A 22,146-nucleotide genomic window follows, 5' to 3' on the forward strand; every position below is an offset into this window, starting at 1 on the left:
TCCCTCACCGCTGTACCTACCGCTTTACCCGCCGTTCGCCGGTCCGGGGCGCGTGAGAGCAATTCACTAGCGGTCCGTAGACGGAGGGACACCAGCGGAGAACCCAACAATTGTCGAACCTCTAGGGGCGATAATACGGATTAGGGTAGTACCCCAGCCAGCATACGTTTCATATTTATCTAAGAACTAAGCCTATATGCTTGTATACGTCCAGTACTCTCCACCACATGAGTACAACTATCCGCCATCAGTCGAGTTCAATTGGAGAACGACACGATTCGAACCCCGCCAATAGTGTGTCAGTCTCAGTAGACGCACCCCTGACAACGGGGCGGTGATGCGTGTCTATGATCGACGATAAATGGAAGAATCTGATACTCGCGACGCTCATGTTCAATCTGGGGTTTACGATCTGGTTCTCGTTCGCCCCGTTTACCGACGACATCGCCACCGAGTTCGGACTCTCGGTCACTGAACTCGGGATCGTCTCGAGTGCGGCAGTCGTTGCGGTTCCGGCTGGCCGACTCCTTATCGGGCCACTTACTGACCGCTTTGGTGCACCGATAACGGCCAGTGTGACGCTCGTCATCGTCGGTGTCTTTTCGGTGATCAGCGCGTTCGCACAGACGTACGAGGTATTCACGGTTTCGCGAGTCATCGCTTCCCTGGCAGGAATCACGTTCGTCATCGGCATTCAACACGTTTCTGAGTGGTTTAAAGAGGAGAATCTGGGAATGGCGGAGGGCATCTTCGCCGGTGTCGGAAACGCCGGCGCGGGGCTCGGTGCATACGTTACGCTGCCAAGGATCTTCGGGGCCGACTACGCTGGCCCGCTGTTCTCGACGAACTGGCGCGCTGCGTTCTTCTATACGGGGCTTGTCGCCATCGTTCTGGGACTCAGTTACTCCCTGTTCGGAGATGCCGCAAAGACCGAGGAGAAGCGTCGTGCGACGAGGGAGAGCGCCAGTCTCCGGCGAGTGCTTTACGTGGGCACACGGTACGGCGCGATCGTACTGTCGGCCGCCTACGTGATGACGTTCGGGCTCGAAGTCGCGATGAACGGCTGGCTCGGAACGTATTATCGCGAGGCGTTCGGTCAGGGGGATATCGTGATCGCGGCGACGTTCGCGGCGACGTTCTCGATTGCGGCTGGTTTGCTTCGTCCCATCGGTGGCTACATTAGCGATCTCGTCGCTCGAACGGAACGGTCCGTGTTGCCGTGGTTCGAGGGTCGCTACCGCGAACAGTGGACGTTCACGATGCTCGTCTTCGTCGTCGTGTCGTTGCTGGTGATGACGGCCGCGGGACTGACCGGCAACATCTACGTCGCGGTCGTCGCCGGGTTTTTCGTCGGCGTCGGCTGTGCGTTCTCCGAAGGAGCGATCTTCGCACAGGTTCCCGCGATGTTCCCGAACAATTCGGGCACCGTCTCCGGCGTCGTCGGCGGGATCGGAACTGTCGGTGGCACCGTCTATCCGCTCGTGTTTGCCGCGCCGTTCCTTCCCAATCTGCACGTCGGGTACGCGGTCGTCGCCGTCACGATGATCCCGGTTCTGGCGCTCTGTTCGTGGGTCTTCCAGCCCCGGATCGCGGAGCGTGCGACCGAGGATGGCCTGGCCGTTGGCGGCGACGAACCGATCGGTGCTGCCAATCCAACGGGAGACGACTAATCGGCGTGGTCGACGTGCTCCGTGGATTCAGGCGTGTCAGCATCGCCGAGTTCAGTATCGAACGAGAGAAGCCCGGTCGATGACGCCGTCTGTTCGAGCGCCGCGGAGCTCCGGAGGACCATGCCGCCGAAACCGAGCAGCAGGATCGCCTCGACGTAGATGACGATGAGTTGGCCGACGAAGTCGTCCGCGAGGCTCAGACTTCCCGAGAGCAGTCCGGTCACGACGAGACCGCCCCACCCGAGGACGAGCAGGTACTTGAGTTTGGTAAACAAGAGCGCTCGTTCGGCCGGGAGCGATCTCGTCGCGCGGGAGATCGGTCCGAACAGCAAGTAGAGCCCGCCGCCGAGAGCGCCGAACGTGCCGAGCGTTGCGATCATCGCGAGCGCTCCATCGAGGAACCAGCTTCCAAGGGTGACCCAAAGCCGACCCACGACGACGGCAACTAGCAAGAGCGTCAGCCGGCGATCGGCACCGGCAACGGCACAGACGACGGGGAGGAGTGCAGCCCACATGACCGTATAGCCGATGAACCGGATGAAATCCGTCCCGATCCCGGACATGTCGGCGACAGCCATGCACAGATAGGTGATTCCCATCGCGATCGTTGCGACGACGACGGCGTACCCGTACGGTCGAGAGTTCGGGCGAAGCGATCGCGTCCGCCAGTAGAACGCGAGCGCGGCGGCGACGAGCACGACGCTCGACACGCCGAGGAGGGCGAGCGGACCGATCACGATCGGTTCCCTCCGACGAGTTCGAGACGTTCGGGACGGGCGGTTCCTGAGATGGTGTGCTGACGGTGCTGTCGCCGACGGCGGATCGAAATGGGTGGTGTGTCGGTCATCGTATTCGTGTCTGTATCCATATCTGTGGCCGTTCGTATCGAGACGACTCGGCCGTAACTGCGGGGTAGTGAACACGACTGTGTCGACCCCAGATAACTGTTATCGCCGATACCGGGGTGGAAGGCGGTGCCGGACCGCGGCGACCGCACCGAACACCCCGGCAACGTCGGCACGAACCCCGGGTATTTTCACGTTCTCTCGGCAATGAAGTGGCGATGACCGCAGTGACACTCGGCCCCGAAGGGACCTACTCGCACCGGGCGGCACAGTCGATCGCCGACACGGATGCGATCGACTTTCGCCAGTCCGTGACCTCGATCGTCGATGCCGTCGCGAGCAGCGAGTACGACCGCGGCGTCATCCCCATCGAGAACAGCATCGAGGGCAGCGTCACGGAGAGCCTGGACGCGCTCGCCGAGTACGACGTGGCCGTCGTCCGCGAAATCGTCACGCCGATCAAACACGCGCTGCTCGCACAGGGCCCCGACTTCGAAACGATCGCCAGCCACTCGCAGGCCCTCGCTCAGTGTCGCTCCTACCTCGAACGAGAATACCCCGACACCAGCCTCGAAGCCGTCGCGAGCACGGCCCAGGGCGTCGAGTTCGCCCGCGACGATCCCTCCGTCGCCGGCATCGCTCACCCCGCAAACGCCACCGACGACGCCGCGCTCGAGGTGCTGGCCGAGGACATCCAGGATCAGGACTCGAACGCGACGCGATTCTTCGCGGTCGCGCCCGCCGAAGATCGGTCGAAAGGCGGCGGTAAGACGACGCTCGTCGTCTATCCGAACGCGAACTACCCCGGACTGCTGCTCGAACTGCTCGAACCCTTCGCCGACCGCGACATCAACCTCACGCGCGTCGAATCCCGCCCGAGCGGCCAGCGCCTCGGCGACTACATCTTCCACGTCGACATCGAGGCCGGCCTCTACGAAGCGCGAACGAGCGAAGCCATCGCCGAACTCGAAGCGCTCGCCGAGAACGGCTGGGTGCGGCGACTCGGCTCGTACGATATGGAACACGTCGTCGAGTGAGGCTGATTCGCCGCCCGCGGACGACGATATCGACACCGACACTGACACCGACCACAAACTGTTTTCCCTTGTCTCGCGGACACACGACCGGAAACGATGACACTGACAACAGGCGACGACGCGCCGACCGTGACAGCGCCAAACCAGGACGGCGAAGCGGTTTCCCCCGCGTTCGACGATCCGACCGTCGTGTACTTCTACCCGCGCGACGACACGCCCGGCTGTACAACTGAGGCCACGCAGTTCCAGCGCGAGCGCGAGACCTATCGGGAGGCTGGCGTCGAGGTCTACGGCGTCTCTACCGACGACGTGGCGTCTCACAGCTCGTTTGCTCAGTCAGAAGAACTCGAGTTCGATCTGCTCGCGGACCCCGACGGCGAGGTCGCCGACGCCTTCGGCGTCGAGGTGGAGGACGGGGCAGCCCCGCGGACGACGTTCGTCCTCGCCGACGGCGAAATACGGGCCGTCTACGAGAACGTCGATCCGGACGGGCACGCACGCGAGGTACTGCTCGACGCGCTGGACGACGACCTGGCGACGCTGCCGGAGTAGTGTAGACGAGTCGCCTCGCTCGAAGAACTCGCAGGCCCGTTCTGTTGTTTTATCACGGGCAGAATTTATCCACCTCGAACACCTAGGTGGACGTATGCGACGAAACCCGTTCGACGAAATCGAGGAGATGCTCGACCGCGTCAGCAAGCAGGTCGAGGAAGGGATGGCAAGCGGCGGCCTGCAGGTCCCCGGAACGGTACCGGTCGACGTGACCGATACCGGCGACGAGTTCGTCGTGACGGCCGACCTGCCGGGCTACGAGGTCGCGGATATCGACCTGACGCTCACGGAGGGAACGTTGCGACTCGAAGCGAACCGCACCGAGGAAGCCAAGTTCGCGGACGACGAGGGGGAGGGGCGATACCTCCGACACGAACGAACTCGAAAGACGGCGAACCGCAGCATTCGGCTGCCGGAGCCGGTCGACGAGGACGACGTGTCGGCTGGATACGAGAACGGCGTGTTGACCGTTCGATTGCCGAAGGAGTCGGGAAGTGAGGAGTCAAAGCGGATCGACATCGAGTGAGCGGTTGGTGGACGACGACGCGGGACACTTTTCTCGGTCAGCGGCACATGCCAAACGTGATAGTACTTTTACCCGATCCGGCATAAGACGCAGTCATGAGTTACGACCCGCGGGAACTCGAGGCCGAGTGGCGCGAGCGCTGGGCCGAGTCGGGGCGGTACGAGGCCGATCCCGACCGACGAGGGGCCGACGACGTGACGTTCGTGACTGTTCCCTACCCCTATCCGAGCGGCGGGATGCACATCGGCCACGCTCGCACGTACACGGTTCCGGATGTCTACGCACGATACCGCCGCCAGCAGGGCGATAACGTGCTGTTCCCGATCGGCTGGCACGTCACGGGCACGCCGATCGTCGGCGCAGTCGAACGGCTCAAAAGCGGCGAAGAGGAGCAGATACACAGCCTCGAAAACGCCTTCGGCGTCCCCGAGTCCGATTTGAAGGAACTCGAAACGCCGATGGGCTACGCACGATACTTCATCGAGGAGGCTGACTGTAGTTACAAGACCGGGATGCGCCGGCTCGGCCTGTCGATCGACTGGCGTCGCGAGTTCACGACGAACGACGAACGGTATTCGAAGTTCATCGCCTGGCAGTACGAGACCCTCAAGGAGCGCGGGCTGCTCGAGAAGGGGCTGCATCCCGTCAATTACTGTACGAACGAGGAACAGCCGGTCACGACTCACGACCTGCTCGAGGGCGAAGATGCAGAATTTCAGGAGTATACCCTGATCAAATTCGAAGACGAGGACGAGGGCGTCGTCTATCCGATGGCCACGCTCCGCCCGGAGACGGTCCGTGGAGTCACCAACGCGTACGTCGACCCCGACGCGACCTACGCCCGCGTGACGGTAGACGTCGCCGAGCAGCGCTCTAACGGCTCGGACGGCTCGGACAGCTCGGACGGCGAGGAAGGCAAGGAAGGCGCGGGTGCGTCTTCCGGCGGCGAGGAGTGGATCGTCTCCGCGGAAGCGACCGAGAAGTTGGACCTCCAGGCCCGCAACGTCGACGTCGAGGAGACCTTCGAGGGAGCCGAGCTGGTCGGCGAGCGCGTCGCGAATCCGGTCACCGACGAGGAGATCATCGTCGTTCCGGCTGACTTCGTCGACACCGACAACGCGACCGGCGTCGTGATGTCCGTTCCGGCCCACTCGCCCGACGATTGGATCGCCCTGGAAGAGGCGAAAGCGCGGGCCGACGACCTGACCGAATACGGGCTCGATCCGGACGAGATCCGGGCGATCGAACCGCGGGCGATCCTCACCATCGAGGGGTACGGCGAGTTCCCCGCGAAAGACGCCGTCGAGGACCACGGCGTCGAATCCTCGAGCGATCCCGCGCTCGAGGAGGCCACCCAAGAGCTGTACAACCGCGAGTTCCACCGGGGTGAACTGATCGAGGAGTACGGCGAGTTCGCCGGCGAGAGCATCGAGGACGTCCGCGATGAACTCGAATCGCACTTTCAACGGCAGGGCGTCTTCGACGCGATGTACGACTTCGACGAGGACGTCGTCTGTCGCTGCGGCGGCGACGTCGAAGTCGCCGAACAGGAGACGTGGTTCCTGCGGTACAACGACGAGGAGTGGAGTGAGAAGGCTCTACGAGCGATCGAGAACCTCGATGCGATCCCCGAGACGACCCGCGAGCAGTACACCCACACCGTCGACTGGCTCGAAGAGTGGCCCTGCATCCGCAATTACGGGCTTGGGACGCGGTTACCGTGGGACGACGAGTTCGTCATCGAACCCCTGTCGGACTCGACGATTTACATGGCCTACTACACGATCGCCCACCGGCTCGAGGACGTTCCACCGGAGGAGCTGGACCGGGACTTCTTCGAGACGCTGTTCTACGGCGAGGACGCCGTGGCCGACCCCGACGAGCGCGCGCTGGACCTGCGCGAGGAGTGGGATTACTGGTACCCCGTCGACTACCGCTGTTCGGCCAACGATCTGATTTCGAACCACCTCACGTTCTTCCTCTACCATCACGCGGAACTCTTCGACGAAGACCGGTGGCCAAAGGGGATTACCAGCATGGGTATGGGCCTGCTCGAGGGCGAGAAGATGAGTTCCTCGAAGGGCCACGTCGTGTTACCCGACGAGGCCATCGAGACGTACGGCGCAGACACCGTTCGGTTCTTCCTGCTGAACAGCTCCGAGCCCTGGCAGGACTTCGACTGGCGGGCCGACGAAGTCGGTTCGACCCGCGACCAGCTAGAACGGTTCTGGAACCGCGCCGTCGACGTGATTGAGGACTCCGAAGGCGAGCGAGACCTCGAGACGATCGACCGCTGGCTGCTCGCCCGACTCCAGCGGACCGTCCGTACCGTCACCGACGCCATGGAGCGCTTCGAGACACGTACCGCCAGCCAGCGTGCCTTCTACCGCTTCGAAGAGCACCTCAAATGGTACCGTCGCCGCGTGAACCTCGATCAACGGGGGACCGACGGCTCGCCCGAGCATCGCACTCGCGGAGTGAGCGCTCGGCGACCGGGCGTCCGCTGGACGCTGCGGACGGTCCTCGAAACTCGACTGCGGCTGCTGGCACCGTTCGTCCCGTTCATGGCAAACGAACTCCACGAGCGCCTGACCGGCGAGCCCGCGGAGGACGTTCCCTGGCCCGAACCCGTTCCCGAGTTCGAGAATCCAACCGTCATCGAACGGGAGCGGCTGGTCAAAGGCGTCCTCGAAGACGTTCGCGATATCATCGCAGTCACCGACACCGATCCGGAGACGATTCGACTCTACGTCGCGGCCGACTGGAAGCGCAGCGTCCTCGATACCGTCCGTGATGTTGGTCCGGATCAGGGTCGAGTCATAGGCGACGTGATGCAAGACGAGGCGTTGCGTGAGAAAGGCGACGCCGTCAACGCTCTCGTCGGCGATCTCGTCGCGTTCGTCCGCGAGCGCGACGACTCGACGCTCGCGTCCCTGTCCGAGATCGACGAGCGAGCCGTCTACGAGGACGCGTCCGCGTTCCTCGCCCGCGAGTTCGACGCTGACGTCGACGTCTACGACGAGGACGGCGACCCGGTCGATCCCGGTGGCAAGGCGAGCCAGGCCCAGCCGTTCCGGCCGGCGATTCACCTCGAGTAGGACGGCCGCCAGTCGGTCCAGGCGAACGGAACGCGGCCGGTCTCGGAAGCGGTGACGACTAGATGGCACGACGGCCGTTTCTTCGGACCACGTCGAACGGTAATGCGAAAATATAGGGCGGCGTCGCCCCCACACCTACCTAATGAGCGACGCGGGATACGACCACGCAGCAGTCGAGCAACGCTGGCAGGCCGCGTGGGACGACGCGGACGCGTATCGGACGCCGGACGACGTCGACGATCCGACGTACGTCCTCGGCATGTATCCGTACCCGTCCGGGAAACTCCACATGGGCCACGTCCGAAACTACACGATTACGGACGCCTACGCCCGATACCGTCGAATGCGCGGCGACGACGTACTCCACCCGATGGGCTGGGACGCCTTCGGTCTCCCCGCGGAAAACGCCGCCAAAGAACGCGATACGAACCCCCGCGACTGGACCGTCGACTGCATCGACACGATGCGCGACCAGATGCGGGCGATGGGCTTTGGCTACGACTGGGACCGCGAAATCGCCACCTGCACGCCCGAGTACTACCGGTGGAACCAGTGGCTCTTCTCCCGGTTTCACGACGAGGACCTCGTCGAACGCCGCGACGCCGAAGTCAACTGGTGTCCACACTGCGAGACCGTCCTCGCCGACGAACAGGTCGAAGGCGAGGCCGAACTCTGCTGGCGCTGTGACACCCCCGTCGAGCAACGCGAACTCGAGCAGTGGTTCCTGAAGATCACCGAGTACGCCGACGAACTGCTCGAGGATATCGACGACCTCGAGGGCTGGCCGAACTCGGTCCGCCAGATGCAGCGCAACTGGATCGGGCGACAGTACGGTGCCGAGGTGGACTTCGAAATCAAAGACCACGGTCCGGTGACGGCCTTTACCACCCGAATCGACACCATCCACGGGGCGACGTTCTTCGCGCTCGCGCCGGACCACCCGATCAGCGAGGAGTTGGCCGCGGAAGACGATTCCGTCCGCGAGTTCATCGAGCACGAGGCCGACCCGGAGGGCGACGAACCGAACGGCGTCCCGACGGACCTGACAGCCACGAATCCCGCCACGGGCGAGGAGATCCCGGTCTACGTGGCCGACTTCGTCCTCTCGGACGTCGGGACGGGCGCGCTGATGGCCGTCCCCGGCCACGACGAGCGCGACCACGCCTTCGCGGAGAAGATGGGCGAGGAGATCGTTCCCGTTATCGCACCCGATCCCGAGACCGATCCCGAGTCCGAACCCGCCGAGGGCGAGGAACCGACGGTCCCCGACGTGAGCGAGGACGCGTTCACCGACGACGGCGTGCTGGTGAACTCGGGCGAGTACTCCGGTCTCGAGAGCGAAGCGGCTCGCGAGCGCCTGACCGAGGACATCGAGAGCGCCGAGGAAGCCACGCAGTACCAGCTGCGCGACTGGGGAATCTCCCGCCAACGCTACTGGGGGACGCCGATTCCGGTCGTCCACTGCGAGGACTGCGGTCCCGTGCTGGTTCCCGACGAGGACCTGCCGGTCGAGCTCCCGGAGTTCATCAACACGACTGGGAACCCGCTGGACGCCGCCGAGGAGTGGAAGAAAACGACCTGTCCCGACTGCGGCGGACCGGCGGAACGCGAGACGGACACGATGGACACCTTCGTCGACTCCTCGTGGTACTTCCTGCGGTACGTCTCTCCAGACCTGGAAGACGCCCCGTTCGATCTCGAACGCGCCAACGACTGGATGCCGGTCGATCAGTACGTCGGCGGCATCGAGCACGCCGTGATGCACCTGCTTTACTCGCGCTTTTTCACGAAGGTGCTTGCAGACCACGAGGGACTGGAACACCGCGAACCGTTCACGAACCTGCTCGCCCAGGGGATGGTCCAACTGGAAGGCGAGAAGATGTCCAAGTCGAAGGGCAACGTCGTCTCACCGCAGCGAATCGTCGAAGAATACGGCGCGGATACCGCGCGGCTGTTCATGATGCAGGCCGCCCAGCCCGAACGCGACTTCGACTGGAGCGAGGAGGGCGTGCGATCGACGAACGCGTTCCTCGCACGACTAAAGGAACTGGTCGAGGACTTCGTTTCGAACGAACCCGACGGCGAGGAAGACGCCATCGCGCGCTACGTCGCAAACGAGATCGACGCGACGATCGCCATCGCCGGCGAGAAGTACGACGACCTGACGTTCAACCGTGCGCTGCGAGAAACGCAGGATCTGACGCGGACACTGCGGAACTACGCCAGTCACACGGAACCACACGCCGAAACCTACGAGCGCGGCCTTGCCGCCGTCGTGCGACTGCTCGCACCCGTCGCGCCCCACCTGGCCGAGGAACTGTACACTGAACTCGGGAACGACGAGTTCGTCGTGGACGCGCCGTGGCCGACCGCGAGCGTCGACCGCGAGCACGTCGACAAGCGCCGGCAGTTAGTCGAGAACACGCGCGAGGACGTTCGAGACATTATCGACGTGGCTGGCATCGAGGATCCCGACGCGATCGAGGTCGTTGTCGCACCGACCTGGAAGTACGACGCCCTCGAGATTGCCGTCGAGAGCGACGCCGATAACCTGATCGGCGAACTCATGCAGGAGTCGCACATCCGCGAACAGGGTGACGTGGCGGCCGACTACGGACAGGACCTGCAGGCGGAGCGCGAAGCGCTGTCGATGACGCTCGGTCCCGAGGACGAACACGACGCCCTCGAGTCTGCGGCCTGGCTGATAGAACGCGAGTTCGACGCGCCCGTTTCGGTCGTGCACGCCGACGAGGTCGGCGAAAGCGTCCACAAGAACGCAGCACCGGGGCGGCCGGCGATCGAAATCGAGGACTGATACGGTCTGCTGTAACGATTTACCGGCGCAACTGCAGGACAGGCGCGGGTGCGCCGGAAATGACTGACAGCAGTCCGTATGAATACCGCGCGCTGAACTCGATCGGCGGTCGCTATCGACGGCGCGTTTTGACGGCGGTGCCCGACAGATTGACCCACAGCATGCCCTCTGCCATCTCTTCGTAGTCGAAGGAGGCCCCGACGACGGCGTCAGCGCCGAGATCGGCTGCTTCTTCGCGGATATCTGCGATCGCTTCTTCGCGGCCCGTTTCGATTTTTCGCTCGTACGACCCGCTCCGGCCGCCGACGACGTCTCGAATGCCGGCGGCGATGTCGCTCACGACGTTTGCGCCGATGACTGCCTCGCCCGTGACGATCCCGCAGTACTCGGTTACTTCTCGGCCGTCCAGTTCGTCCGTCGTAGCGATCGTGATGTCGTCCATACCGACTCGGTCTCATCGGATTATTATAAACTTCGTGGACCGGTCTATCGTAATCAGGGCCGATGCTGTCGAATAGCGTGAGAGACGACACAGCTGAAATGTATGTGAATCTGGACTATGCGGCAATAGTGTAACTTATTATCGTCACCCCGGTAACGCATTCGTGACCCGTTCCGGCGATCGCCCCTCGGCAGACGGCGATTTGATGGCCCCGCGAGAGCTGGCATCGCTGTTGGCGCAAGCAGACATCGCAATCGTCCAACTGACCCCGAGCGGCGAGATCATCACCGCAACCGACACGCTCGCCGAGCAAACGGGATACGCCCCAGAAACGCTTCGCGGGAAATCGCTGCAATCACTCCTTCTAACGGTTCCTGAGCGACTGGAAGCCTTTCTAAGCGGTGACTCGGGGGCCACGAACGCGACCACAGCGATCACAGTTCCGCTCACGATACCGACCGCGAACGGCGACACGGCCGTTTTTGACGGCTATTTCGACCGACCCGCTTCTAGCACGAATACCGTTATCATCGGGACACTTCATCGCCGTTCGGAACCGCCATCGATGGCGGCTTTCCATCCCGAGTGGAGCGATCCCCACGGCACAGAAACAGCGCCGGCAAAAGCCTTCGCCGCTCTCGCCGACGCACTGTCCGACGGAATCATCGTCCTCGATACGGACAGTAAGATCCAGTACGCAAACCCCGCCGTCGAGAGAATCCTCGGCTACACGCCACACGAACTCGTCGGCGGCAGCAAACTCAGTATTATCCCGGAGCGGCTCCGCAAGGCACACCTGCAAGCACTCAACCGCTATCTCGAAACCGGAGACCGACACATCGACTGGGAGTACGTCGAACTCCCCGGCCAGCACAAATCGGGTCACGAAGTCCTGCTCGGTATCTCATTGAACGACTTTTTCTTCGACGGTGATCGATACTTCGTCGGGCTGTTCCGAGACATCTCACCGCGGAAGGAGGCCGAGTACGCACTCCGCGATCGCGAACGCCAACTCAACCAGTACAAAGAGTATACGGACGACATCTTGAACGCAATCGACGACGTGTTCTACGTCGTCGACGCGGACGTGTCCCTCCAGCGGTGGAACCAGCGCGTCTGTGAGGTTTCCGGATACACCGACGAAGAAATAGCGTCGATGCACGCACTGGAGTTCTTCGACGAGGACGACCACGAGTCGATTACGAACACGATCGAAGAGGTGTTCGAAACCGGACACGCCCGCGTTGAAGCGGACTTACTCACGAAAGACGGCACGCACGTTCCATACGAGTTCATCGCCGCTGCACTCGAGGACCCTGCGGGAAATCCGGTGCTTGCGGGAATCGGACGGGATATTACAACACGAACGGAACAACGCCGGAAACTCGAAGCATCCAACGAGCGGCTCGAACAGTTCGCCTATGCCGCCTCGCACGACCTGCAGGAACCCCTCCGGATGGTTACCAGCTACCTGCAACTCATCGAGCAGCGATACGGCACTGAACTCGATACGGACGGCGAGGAGTTCATCGAGTTCGCCGTCGACGGGGCCGAGCGGATGCGCGAGATGATCGACGGGCTGCTCGAGTACTCACGGGTCGAGACGCAAGGCGAGCCGCTCGAACCGGTCGCACTCGATCATGTTCTCGAGGACGTCATCGACGATTTGCAGCTGCAAATCGACGAGTCGAACGCGGAAATCGGTGCGGAGGAGTTGCCGCGTGTGAGCGGTGATCGGAGCCAACTCCGACAGGTGTTCCAGAACCTTTTGAGTAACGCGATCGAGTACAGCGGCGACGAGCCGCCTGTCGTCGAAATTTCGGCCGAGCGGGAGGGATCGATGTGGCGGCTCGCAGTCGCCGATAGCGGGATTGGGATCGATCCGGACGATACCGACCGAATCTTTCAGGTGTTCCAGCGGCTTCACGACCGGACCGAACACAGCGGCACCGGGCTCGGGCTTGCACTGGCGCAACGAATCGTCGAACGCCACGGTGGCGAGATCTGGGTCGAGTCGGAGCCTGGCGACGGGGCAACGTTCGTGTTCACCCTGCCGGCGAACACTGGAGACGAGCCATAGCGACCGCGCAGCGACGACAGTACGCGCCGGTACGCGACGTGTGGGAACGAGTGACCACCGCGGCCGGGTTCGAGGCGCCTTCTGGCAGGTCCGTGCGTTCACACAGCGGGTGGGTGACAGTCGAGCCGAGAGCCGTCGCTCCGAACGAACCACAGACACGGATGAATCGCCGAGAAGAACGCAGTATCCGCTCAGTCCGCCGCGAGTTCGAGATTCGCCTCGTCCTCGGCACCGATCGCCTCGACGACGAGTTCAGCCACGTCGACGACTTCGATGTCGTCCTCGTAGCCGCCGGTCTTGCGGCCGTCTTCGTACATCGTCATGCACATCGGGCAGGCGACGACGAACTTCTCGACGCCGGCACCGGCGTCGGTGTCCTCTAACGCTTCGCGGATGCGCTCCTCGCTCGGCTTCGGCTCTTCTTCGAAGTCCATCCAGAGGCCGCCACCGCCGCCGCCACAACAGAACGAGTTCGCGCGGTTGCGCGGCATCTCGTCGAGTTCGCAGCCGGTGGCGCGGATGAGTTCGCGCGGGGCCTCGTACTCGTCGTTGTACCGGCCGAGGTGACACGGATCGTGGTAGGTAACGGTGTAGTCGAGTTCGGTGCCGTCGAGGTCGAGTCGGCCCTCGGTGACCAGTTCTTCGACGGCTTGGGTCCAGTGGAGCACGTCGATCTCGCCGTCCGCGTTCCACTCGTCGGTGTACTCGAAGGGCATCATCGGATCGTCGGCGAACTCCTCGAAGTCGACCTCCGGATACTCGTTCTTGAAGGTGTTGTAGGAGTGTGGGTCGGTACAGACGATTTTGTCGAACTCGCAGTCTGCCCAGGTCTCGACGTGGTGGCCGGCGAGTTCGACGTAGAGGAACTCCTCGCCGACGCGGCGGATGTCGTTGCCGTCGTACTTCTCGTCCTCGAAGAGGATGCCGAAGCTCACGTCGGCTTCCTGCAAGATGGTCGCCAGCGAGCGGGCGACCTGCTTGTTGCGCTCGTCGTAGCTCGGGTAGTCGCCGACGTACCAGAGGTAGTCGACTTCCTCCTCGCGGGCGTCGGTAACGTCGAACTCGAGGTCGTCGGTCCAGTCGGCGCGGTTGCGGGGGCTGTCGCCGAAGGTGTTGCCGTCCTGCATGACGTTCTGGAAGACGTCCTGCATGGACGAGGACACGTCGCCCTGGTCGGTCATCTGGCGATTGAGTCGGGTGAAGGACTGGAGGTGCTCGATTTCAACCGGACAGGCGTCCATGCAGGCCATACAGGCCATACAGGATTCCATCGTCTCCGTGTTGATGACGCTCGTACTTCCGTCGGACGGCCCGTCCGACGACGTGCCCCCTGCTGCGCTCGCGGCACCCCCGTCGGCGATGATCGGTTTCTCCTCGCCGCCGGCGTCGAGTTCTTCGCGGTATTTCTTCAGGTCGAGGATGACGTTTCGCGGGTCGAGCGGGCGGTCGGAGGCCTTGGCGGGACAGACCGACGAACAGCGACCGCACTTGGTACAGGCGTCCTGATCCAGGATTTCCTTCCAGGTGAAGTCGTCGATGGACTCGGCGTTCGTCGCGTCTAAGTCCGACGGGACGTTCGGCAGGCGCGTACCGGACTTCTCGTCGCGCGTGATGACGTTCGCGAACGACGAGAGCATGTGGAACGGCTTGGCGTAGGGAATCCACGCGATGAAAAAGAGGGCAAGCAGCGAGTGGCTCCACCAGAACGCCCAGTGGAGCGTCTCGGCGTTCGCGCCGAAGTAGTCGCCGGCGGCGTAGGTCGCCGGTTCGAGCGCAGCGCCGCTGGTCGGCAGGTCGATCGCCTGCAGGACCATCGCGATGCCGTAGCCGACGAAGCTCACGATTTCGTGGTCCGGCATACCGGTCACGTAGATCCGCGCGCCCTCGAGGAGGAAGCCGCCGAGGCCGAGGCCGAACAGCGTCCAGATGAAAATGTCGTCCTCGTTCGAGGTGTGACGGCCCCAGAGACGGTGATTCCGGACCCAGTAGCGCCGGTAAAGCGCCATCCCGATGCCGACGACGAACAGCAGTCCCATCGCGTCGACGATGAACTGGTAGGCCAGATAGAAGTCGCCCTCCCAGAAGACGATTCCGAGGAATATCTCGGTGCCGTACTGTTCGACGACGATGATCGATGTCGCGATGAACAGCGTCAGGAATCCCCAGAGAATAAACGAGTGCATCAATCCGCCGTAGAGGTCCCTGTTGAACTGTTTCTCGTTCGAGAGCACGATCTTGGCGCTACTCACGACGCGGTTCGACAGGTCGGAGACGCGATCGAAGGGATCGTCGTCACCCCGCGTGTACCGTCGGATGCGCTGATAGACGCCGTAGGCGAAAACGGTGACGGCGATCGCCACGAGGAGATAGAACAGGACGTAGCCAACGTCGCTGATCCCCAGGTAGGTCTCCCGTCCTTCGGCCGCCTGTGCTATGGTGTTCATGTTCAACCACGGGGTGGGGCGTGACTTAATTCTTGCCACACCGCACGACAGGCGATCTCTCCGCCGTCTTGCGGAAATAGTAGTCGAGTTTTCAAGTTTATAATCGTTGTCGATGTTAGATTTGCGCCCACTGCCATCTGGCAACAGCCTTAAATAGACTGCCCTCGGGAGTGTCCACCCATGAACGACAAAACCGAAGAACTCCGGGACATCTTCACCGACGTTACCGACGGCGAAGAGACCATCACCGAATCCCAAGAAAACACCCGCGGCTCGCTCGAACGGGACGAACGGTCCGACGACGAGCGCCTCGAGAGCGTCGTCACACAGTTGCGCGAGCGATACGAGTTCGAAACGCCCCTCGAAGACGAGGAGTTGATCGCGGTCGCGAACGGATTCTACGACGGACGGGACGACGCGACCATCGCGGCCGACCTCGGAAGCGACGCCGAAACGGTCTTCGAGGCCCGCATGGCGCTGCATCTCGTCGGCGAGGACGACGCCGACGAAGTCGACCTCGTCGCGATCCGCGACCGCGAGGAAGACGACGAAACGCTCGCCGAGGAGTACGGCGTTACGGCAGCCGATATCCGACGCTTCCGCCGCGTCGCCGCGGCCAAAGACGAGTCTCGTGCGGCTAACGACCGCTACCGCGAGGAGTTCGACAGCATCCTCGCCGACGCCGACCTCTCGGCGCAGATGGCGACCGACGTCCGCGAGGACGGCCTCGAAGACGCGACCGAGGGAATGGAGACGGACGTCGACTTCTAAGCGGGTCCGTCCATCTGACCGCGGAATCCGCCGGGTGAGGGATCTTCCCCACTGCAATCGGCTGCTACAATTTTTATAGGAAGCCGCGCCCAAACCGGTCGTGACCCGTCCTCCCGTCACGTTCAGTGATCTCCGAACCGCCGCCTACTGCCCGCGAAAGTGCTACTACGCCCGTACTCGTGAAACCGACCGCGACCCCCCGCCGGCGGTCGAGGCGATTCGCGACCTCGCAACCCGGTACGAGCACCTGCTTGATGCGTCCGTAACCGAACTCGAATCCGAACCGATCGCACGGCCGCCGGCGGCGTACCGCCGGACGCTAGCCGAGACGCGCGATGAACTCGCGGCCGACGGCGATTGGCAGCGGCTCTGTGAGCCGCACGAACGGGATGTGATCGTGAGTGGACGGGACTGTCGCGGCCGCGTTCACAAAGTGCTCGTTGACCCGCTGGAGCCGGTGTTGGTCGCGACCGGCTCGCCGCCGGAGCAGGGGGTCTGGGAGTCTCGGTCGGTACACGCCGTCGCGGCGGCGAAGGCGCTCGCCTGGGAGCACCAGACGCCGGTCGAACGGGTGTGGATCGAGTATCCGGCCTACGGCGTGGTTCGGTCGGTGACGATGACGACGCGCCGGAAGGCCCGGTATCGGCGCGCGCTGCGGACGGTTCGGGAGTTGGACGGCCCGCCGGCGCGGACGGACAACCGCTCGAAGTGTGAGTCCTGCGAGTTCACCTCGGAGTGTGGCGTGCGGACGCGGACGCTGCGGTCGTTGCTGGGATTTGGGTAGCGCAGGCGATGCGTGGCTCGGTCTAAAACAGCGTGTCCGCCGTCGCCGCGCCGACGACGCTGAAGATCGCCCCGACGCTCACCGCTTTGAACGTCGTCGCAACCACTTCAGTCGTCGAGTCCGTCGAGTCGAGAAACGTATCCGGGGCATCGAACAGGAACGCGAGGATCGCGACCGAGCCGAACGCTACACACATCAGGGAGAGAAACCGGACCGGGATACCGACAACGGTCGCCTCGCGGTCCGGATCACGCTTCGTATCCGCCTGATAGAGCGCCCCGTACCCGATGCTACAGACGACGATAACGGTCAGTATTGTCTGGACCCAACTCATGCTCTTAGCAAGTGTCCACACCTCCTCGGTAACGACGAACGGCCCGGCGAGCAGAAAGCCGCCGACGATCTGCTGGGCGGAGTCGGCCGGTCGAAATCGATATCTCATAGCCGTCCATCGGACGGCGGTACCAAAAAAGCAGGCTACACCTCGCCGATAGCCAGCCGTTCGGACCGGCACGACGCAAGTCCGGTCGCGACGGTCCGCTCAATGCGTCTCGAACCAGGTTTCGATGTCGTCCGCCAGCGCGCCGCGCCGGTGAATCGTCTCGCTCGACGGATCGACAACTGAACTCTCCGTACCGGGCGTTTCGCCGCCGTCGAGCGTGGCTGCAGTCGCCTCGCGGAGTTCGGGATCGAGTTCATCGAGACGACGAACGCTGCCGCGGCCGCTGACGTTCGCGCTCGTCGCGGTGATCGGCGTCTCGGCGCGCTCGCACAGCGCGAGTGCGGTCGGGTGATCGGGAACGCGGATGCCGACGCGGTCGCGGCCCGCCGTCAGCACCTCGGGGACCGGCTCGCGGGCTCGACAGAGGACCGTCACGGGGCCGGGGAGGAAGGTTGCCATGAATCGGCGCTCGCGCTCGGTCGCGCGGACGTACTGGAGTGCGGCCGGAACCGACGGGGCGGCGAGCGAGATCGGTTTCGAGCGGTCCCGCCCCTTCGCGTCGAAGACGCGGTCGACGGCGTCGGAGTCGAGTGCGTCCGCGCCGAGGCCGTAGACGGTTTCGGTGGGGTAGACGACGAGTTCGCCGTCGCGGATGGCGTCCGCGGCGCGATCGATGTCGGACATGTGTCGATGTCGGATACTCGCGTCGTCGCGGCAAAAAGGGTACCGCGTTCCGGTGGTGAAGCGGGAACCGGAAATCGGGAATCGGAAATCGGTGTGGGACGGTCTGTATCTACGCGAGGTCAAACCGCGCTTCGAGGTCGTCGTAGTCGGGGAACTCGGGCCAGTCGGAGGCAACCCAGGCGTCGGTGACCGTCAGGTCGTCGTCGACGGCGAAGACGGCGAGACGTGGTTCGTTGAGGCCTTCCATTCCGTCTAAGTCGTGAGCGATACCGTAGGCCGCCGCCACATCGTTCGCCGGGTCCGCGAAGATGGCAAAGGGTAGGTCGTTGTCGGCGAGAAAGTCCGAAATCGCGTATGGCGTCGAGGCCGTCACGCCGACGACGCGGTCGGCGCGCTCGTCCCAGTTGCGCTCGAGGAGTTCGTTCCAGACGTACGTGGCCGCGAACGAGCCGATCATCGGCGTGAAGACGAGGATCGTCTGTCCATCGTCTCCGACGAGTTCGGAGAGCGTCCGGTCCGCCCAGAACTCGTCGGAGACGAGCGGGCGGGTGAACTCGGGCGCGTCATCGCCCGGTTCGGGATGGTTGGCGGGACCGAGATCGACGACATCGAACTCGGGCATCAGTCGGCACCTCCGGCGGTTGCGGCCGATGCGCCGGTGTCCGCCCCGTCGCCGTAGGTCGACTCCAGGTAGTCGACGATGTTCGCGCTCTCGGCCATCGTCACGCCGGTCGTCTCGTCGACGACGACCGGGACCGAGCGAACGCCGGCGACGCGCTTGACGACGTCGCGTTTCGAGTGCAGCGGTTCGACGAACCGGGAGTGGTAGTCGAGATCGAACTCGTCGAGGAGTCGAGCAACGCGTTCACAGTACGGACACCCGTGCAGGCGGTAGAACGTAATTGGCGAATCGGTCGCGTGACTCATGGCGATTGGTTCGTGGAACAAGCGGGTAAACGTGTCGTCAGCGGACAAACGGGGTGGGAAACGTGGTCAAATGGTAAACGGTTAACCGATCCGGTGATAACGCTGTACACCAATGGCGTTGGTTTCGCTTTCCGAGGTCGGTGTCGAGGTCGGTACCGGCATCGGTACCCCTCTCTACACGGTACCGATGGTGGGGCTCGAGGTCGGGCAGTCGACGATCGCCGTCCTCGGCGTGCTCACAATAGCCGCTCTGATCGCCCTCTCGGGGTTTTTCTCGTCCTCGGAGATCGCGATGTTCAACCTGCCCAGACACCGGCTCGAGGGGATGGTCGAAGACAATATCGAGGGCGCGAAACTCGTCGAGCAACTGAAATCCGATCCGCACCGGCTGCTCGTGACGATTCTGGTTGGCAACAACCTCGTCAATATTGCGATGTCCTCGATCACGACCGCACTCCTCGGCCTCTACTTCGAATCCGGGTTGACACCGGTCGTGCTGTCGACCTTCGGCGTGACCGCGATCGTCCTCCTGTTCGGCGAGAGCGTGCCGAAGTCCTACGCGGTCGAACACACCGAATCGTGGTCGATCCGCATCGCGAAGCCGCTCAAGGCGACGGAGTATTTCCTCTATCCGCTCATCGTCCTCTTCGACTATCTCACGCGACAGATCAACCGACTCACGGGCTCGACAACCGGTGCGATCGAGTCGCCCTACGTCACCCGTGACGAGATCCAGGAAATGATCGAATCCGGCGAGCGCGAGGGCGTCTTGGAGGAAGAAGAACACGAGATGCTCCAGCGGATCTTCCGCTTTAACAACACCATCGTCAAGGAGGTGATGACCCCGCGACTCGACATGACGGCGGTGCCGAAAGACGCCAGTATCGACGAAGCTATCGAAACCTGTATCCAGAGCGGCCACGCCCGCGTCCCCGTCTACGAAGGCAGCCTCGATAACGTCCAAGGCGTCGTCCACATCCGCAACCTCGTCCGAGATCTCAACTACGGCGAAACCGAAACCGAGAAACTCGAACTCGGCGACCTCATCCAGCCGACGCTGCACGTTCCTGAATCCAAAAACGTCGACGAACTCCTGACCGAAATGCGTGAAAACCGGATGCACATGGCCATCGTCATCGACGAGTTCGGGACGACCGAAGGCCTCGTCACGATGGAGGACATGGTCGAGGAGATCATCGGCGAAATCCTCGAGGGCGGCGAGGACTTGCCGATCGAAGAACTCGACGACCGGACCGTGATGGTCCGCGGGGAGGTCAACATCGAGGACGTCAACGAATCACTGGACATCGACCTTCCCGAAGGCGAGGAGTTCGAAACGATCGCCGGCTTCATCTTCAATCGTGCCGGCCGACTCGTCGAAGAGGGTGAAGAGATCACCTACGACGGCGTCCGAATCACGGTCGAGACCGTCGAGAACACCCGAATCATGAAGGCGCGACTGCGAAAACTCGAAACGTACGAGGCCGATGTCGACGAGGCTGAACTCGATGCCGAGACGCAGCCCGAAGCCGAGACGGGTGAACGCGACCAGAACGGGTCCGGATCCGCCGGTGACGGTACCGGAGAGAACGAACAGAACGGAACTCGGCGCACAGACACTGACACTGACACTGGCACACCCGCTACTGACGGAAACGAGCGGGCGCGCTAAGAATCGATTGCGGTCTGGACTGCCACACTAATTGCGGGCGGCTGTACACTACCGACTCCGTTATCGGTTCGATTCGACGACATCCTGAACGGCAACAGCAACCGCCGGCGGCACGACGAGCCGCCGCGGGCCAGCAACGTACGTGCCATCCCGCTCGATGTACGTCAGTGTCAGCACCGCCACACTACCGACCTGACGAATCGAGACGGCCTCGATCACGTCGAGATCGACCGCCTGCTCGGGATCGTACAGATAGATCGCCCCCTCCTCGCGGTCGAAAGCGCCCACGGAGCGAAGAAACGACGCGAGAACGAGCGCGAGAAGCGCAAGCGGGATCGTTATCGCCGCCAGGCCGGTAAACGGACCGGCACCGATACCGCCGAGCAGCCCGTTCTGCGAGACGACGCGTCCGGCGACCATCAGCGAGACGATGATCGCCATCATCGCAATCGTTCCGAGAGCCGCATCCGTCGCCCGCTCGAGACCGCGCCCTGACGGTGACGAGACCGGAAGCCTCGACGTAAGCCGCTGCAGGCGCTGTTCCGTATTTTCGGTCAGCGCAAACGCGAGCACCGTTGCGATGATTCCGGCCCCAGCCGCAAGGACGATGCCACCGAGACCGAGCTGCAGAGCCAGATCGTACACCCGCCAGAAGGCGACGATAGAAATCGCCGCGAAGAACGTCCCGACGCCGAGCGACCACAGCGCCCACACCGTCCGCGAGGTCGATGCGTCACGCCGCCACCGGATCGGCTCCGACTCGTCTCCGGACGGTGCCGCCGCGTTCACGTTCGCATCCTCCATGGGTGAACTCGTCGCTGATCGTGTAAAGACCGTTCGATATTCCTCATCCGGGCTGGAAAGCCGGATTCAGCACGGCAAAGCGAGTGCAGCGATCGTAGCCGCTGCGGGTCACTGCACACCCGATCGCACGACGGGTCTGCGACCGGTGTGAATCGTTGCAGTAGTTACTACAGAAGACGGGGATGAGCATCAGACAGCGTTCGTTGCTGGCACTGCGTGCAGACGACAACAGATATACGTCTCAATTGAAGAACTCATCGTATGAGTAACATACTCAAAAATCCCGTGTATCGCTATGGAATGGGACTAAGCAGCGCCGCAATTCTTGCGTTCGTCGCGATTTCGTACCTGGAGGGGATGACCCGGTTGCTCGTGTTGGGGCTCGCTGCGTTTGAACTCGTACTCTTTCCACAGATGCTGAAGTGGATGGTGACGGCAGACGCGTGATCGAGAAGGGAGTAACGGCGGACGACTGACCGGGAACGCGGCTACTCGCGAATGGCCCCGTTGCCCGTGCTGGTGCATGGGAACTGATGGATCACGACCAACTGGC

The 22,146-nt window shown here is 63.0% G+C and carries 19 protein-coding genes; 11 read left to right on the top strand and 8 right to left on the bottom strand.

The genetic code is table 11. The features are described 5' to 3' along the window. Window positions 1-347 precede the first annotated feature (347 nt). Window positions 348-1,670, top strand: a complete 1,323-nt coding sequence (locus SM755_RS10685; protein WP_323172645.1) for an MFS transporter — start codon at window positions 348-350, stop codon at window positions 1,668-1,670. Here SM755_RS10685 and SM755_RS10690 read toward each other — a convergent pair. Next, on the bottom strand, window positions 1,667-2,407 hold the full coding sequence (locus tag SM755_RS10690; protein ID WP_323172646.1) for a rhodopsin: 741 nt from the start codon (window positions 2,405-2,407) through the stop codon (window positions 1,667-1,669). The genes SM755_RS10685 and SM755_RS10690 overlap by 4 nt on opposite strands. 326 nt (window positions 2,408-2,733) lie before the next feature. Between SM755_RS10690 and pheA the strand changes: the two genes are divergently transcribed. The 5 genes from pheA (at window position 2,734) to leuS (SM755_RS10715) (ending at window position 10,543) form a co-directional block, all read left to right on the top strand. Next, on the top strand, window positions 2,734-3,552 hold the full coding sequence (gene pheA, locus SM755_RS10695; RefSeq protein ID WP_323172647.1) for a prephenate dehydratase: 819 nt from the start codon (window positions 2,734-2,736) through the stop codon (window positions 3,550-3,552). A 96-nt stretch (window positions 3,553-3,648) separates the two neighbouring features. Next, complete coding sequence (locus SM755_RS10700; RefSeq protein ID WP_323172648.1) at window positions 3,649-4,104, top strand: peroxiredoxin; 456 nt, start codon at window positions 3,649-3,651, stop codon at window positions 4,102-4,104. A gap of 94 nt (window positions 4,105-4,198) precedes the next feature. After that, on the top strand, window positions 4,199-4,630 hold the full coding sequence (locus SM755_RS10705; protein ID WP_323172649.1) for an Hsp20/alpha crystallin family protein: 432 nt from the start codon (window positions 4,199-4,201) through the stop codon (window positions 4,628-4,630). Between the two features lie 95 nt (window positions 4,631-4,725). Next, window positions 4,726-7,728 carry a leucine--tRNA ligase gene (gene leuS / locus SM755_RS10710; RefSeq protein WP_323172650.1) on the top strand — a complete coding sequence of 1,001 codons (3,003 nt, stop codon included), beginning with the start codon at window positions 4,726-4,728 and terminating at the stop codon, window positions 7,726-7,728. A 142-nt stretch (window positions 7,729-7,870) separates the two neighbouring features. Continuing rightward, complete coding sequence (gene leuS, locus SM755_RS10715) at window positions 7,871-10,543, top strand: leucine--tRNA ligase (protein WP_323172651.1); 2,673 nt, start codon at window positions 7,871-7,873, stop codon at window positions 10,541-10,543. A 112-nt stretch (window positions 10,544-10,655) separates the two neighbouring features. On the opposite strand, the gene SM755_RS10720 is transcribed toward leuS (SM755_RS10715), so the two are convergent. Next, a complete protein-coding gene (locus tag SM755_RS10720) occupies window positions 10,656-10,985 on the bottom strand; it encodes a YbjQ family protein (RefSeq protein WP_006665417.1) in 330 nt (109 codons plus the stop codon). Window positions 10,986-11,190: 205 nt separating this feature from the next. On the opposite strand from SM755_RS10720, the gene SM755_RS10725 reads away from it, so the two are divergent. Continuing rightward, complete coding sequence (locus tag SM755_RS10725; protein WP_323172652.1) at window positions 11,191-13,065, top strand: PAS domain S-box protein; 1,875 nt, start codon at window positions 11,191-11,193, stop codon at window positions 13,063-13,065. Between the two features lie 191 nt (window positions 13,066-13,256). Here SM755_RS10725 and SM755_RS10730 read toward each other — a convergent pair whose 3' ends face one another. Beyond that, the gene (locus SM755_RS10730) at window positions 13,257-15,509 is read right to left on the bottom strand and encodes a (Fe-S)-binding protein (RefSeq protein ID WP_323172653.1); all 2,253 of its coding nucleotides are present in this window, start codon (window positions 15,507-15,509) and stop codon (window positions 13,257-13,259) included. A 180-nt stretch (window positions 15,510-15,689) separates the two neighbouring features. Here SM755_RS10730 and SM755_RS10735 point away from each other — a divergent pair, with 180 nt between their 5' ends. Next, on the top strand, window positions 15,690-16,280 hold the full coding sequence (locus tag SM755_RS10735) for a conditioned medium-induced protein 4 (RefSeq protein ID WP_323172654.1): 591 nt from the start codon (window positions 15,690-15,692) through the stop codon (window positions 16,278-16,280). Window positions 16,281-16,380: 100 nt separating this feature from the next. Continuing rightward, window positions 16,381-17,064, top strand: coding sequence for a hypothetical protein (locus SM755_RS10740; RefSeq protein ID WP_006665413.1), 684 nt, complete (start codon window positions 16,381-16,383; stop codon window positions 17,062-17,064). A 22-nt stretch (window positions 17,065-17,086) separates the two neighbouring features. On the opposite strand, the gene SM755_RS10745 is transcribed toward SM755_RS10740, so the two are convergent. The 4 genes from SM755_RS10745 to SM755_RS10760 all read right to left on the bottom strand — a co-directional run bounded on the left by SM755_RS10745 (window position 17,087) and on the right by SM755_RS10760 (window position 19,117). Next, entirely contained in the window at window positions 17,087-17,506 is a 420-nt protein-coding gene (locus SM755_RS10745; RefSeq protein ID WP_323172655.1) for a DUF2391 domain-containing protein, read from the bottom strand. Between the two features lie 99 nt (window positions 17,507-17,605). Next, entirely contained in the window at window positions 17,606-18,190 is a 585-nt protein-coding gene (locus tag SM755_RS10750; protein WP_323172656.1) for an L-threonylcarbamoyladenylate synthase, read from the bottom strand. 109 nt (window positions 18,191-18,299) lie between these two features. Beyond that, window positions 18,300-18,812: a redoxin domain-containing protein gene (locus SM755_RS10755; RefSeq protein WP_323172657.1), complete on the bottom strand. Its 513-nt coding sequence runs from the start codon at window positions 18,810-18,812 to the stop codon at window positions 18,300-18,302. After that, window positions 18,812-19,117 carry a glutathione S-transferase N-terminal domain-containing protein gene (locus SM755_RS10760; RefSeq protein ID WP_323172658.1) on the bottom strand — a complete coding sequence of 102 codons (306 nt, stop codon included), beginning with the start codon at window positions 19,115-19,117 and terminating at the stop codon, window positions 18,812-18,814. The genes SM755_RS10755 and SM755_RS10760 overlap by 1 nt, the downstream gene beginning before the upstream one ends. A 112-nt stretch (window positions 19,118-19,229) precedes the next feature. Here SM755_RS10760 and SM755_RS10765 point away from each other — a divergent pair, with 112 nt between their 5' ends. Then, window positions 19,230-20,789, top strand: a complete 1,560-nt coding sequence (locus SM755_RS10765) for a hemolysin family protein (RefSeq protein WP_323172659.1) — start codon at window positions 19,230-19,232, stop codon at window positions 20,787-20,789. 60 nt (window positions 20,790-20,849) lie between these two features. On the opposite strand, the gene SM755_RS10770 is transcribed toward SM755_RS10765, so the two are convergent. Further along, the gene (locus SM755_RS10770; RefSeq protein WP_323172660.1) at window positions 20,850-21,593 is read right to left on the bottom strand and encodes a hypothetical protein; all 744 of its coding nucleotides are present in this window, start codon (window positions 21,591-21,593) and stop codon (window positions 20,850-20,852) included. Between the two features lie 261 nt (window positions 21,594-21,854). Between SM755_RS10770 and SM755_RS10775 the strand changes: the two genes are divergently transcribed. Then, on the top strand, window positions 21,855-22,040 hold the full coding sequence (locus SM755_RS10775; protein WP_323172661.1) for a hypothetical protein: 186 nt from the start codon (window positions 21,855-21,857) through the stop codon (window positions 22,038-22,040). Window positions 22,041-22,146 lie beyond the last annotated feature (106 nt).

The organism is Natrialba sp. PRR66 (genome assembly GCF_034808065.1).
GTDB classification, from domain to species: Archaea; Halobacteriota; Halobacteria; order Halobacteriales; family Natrialbaceae; genus Natrialba; species Natrialba aegyptia.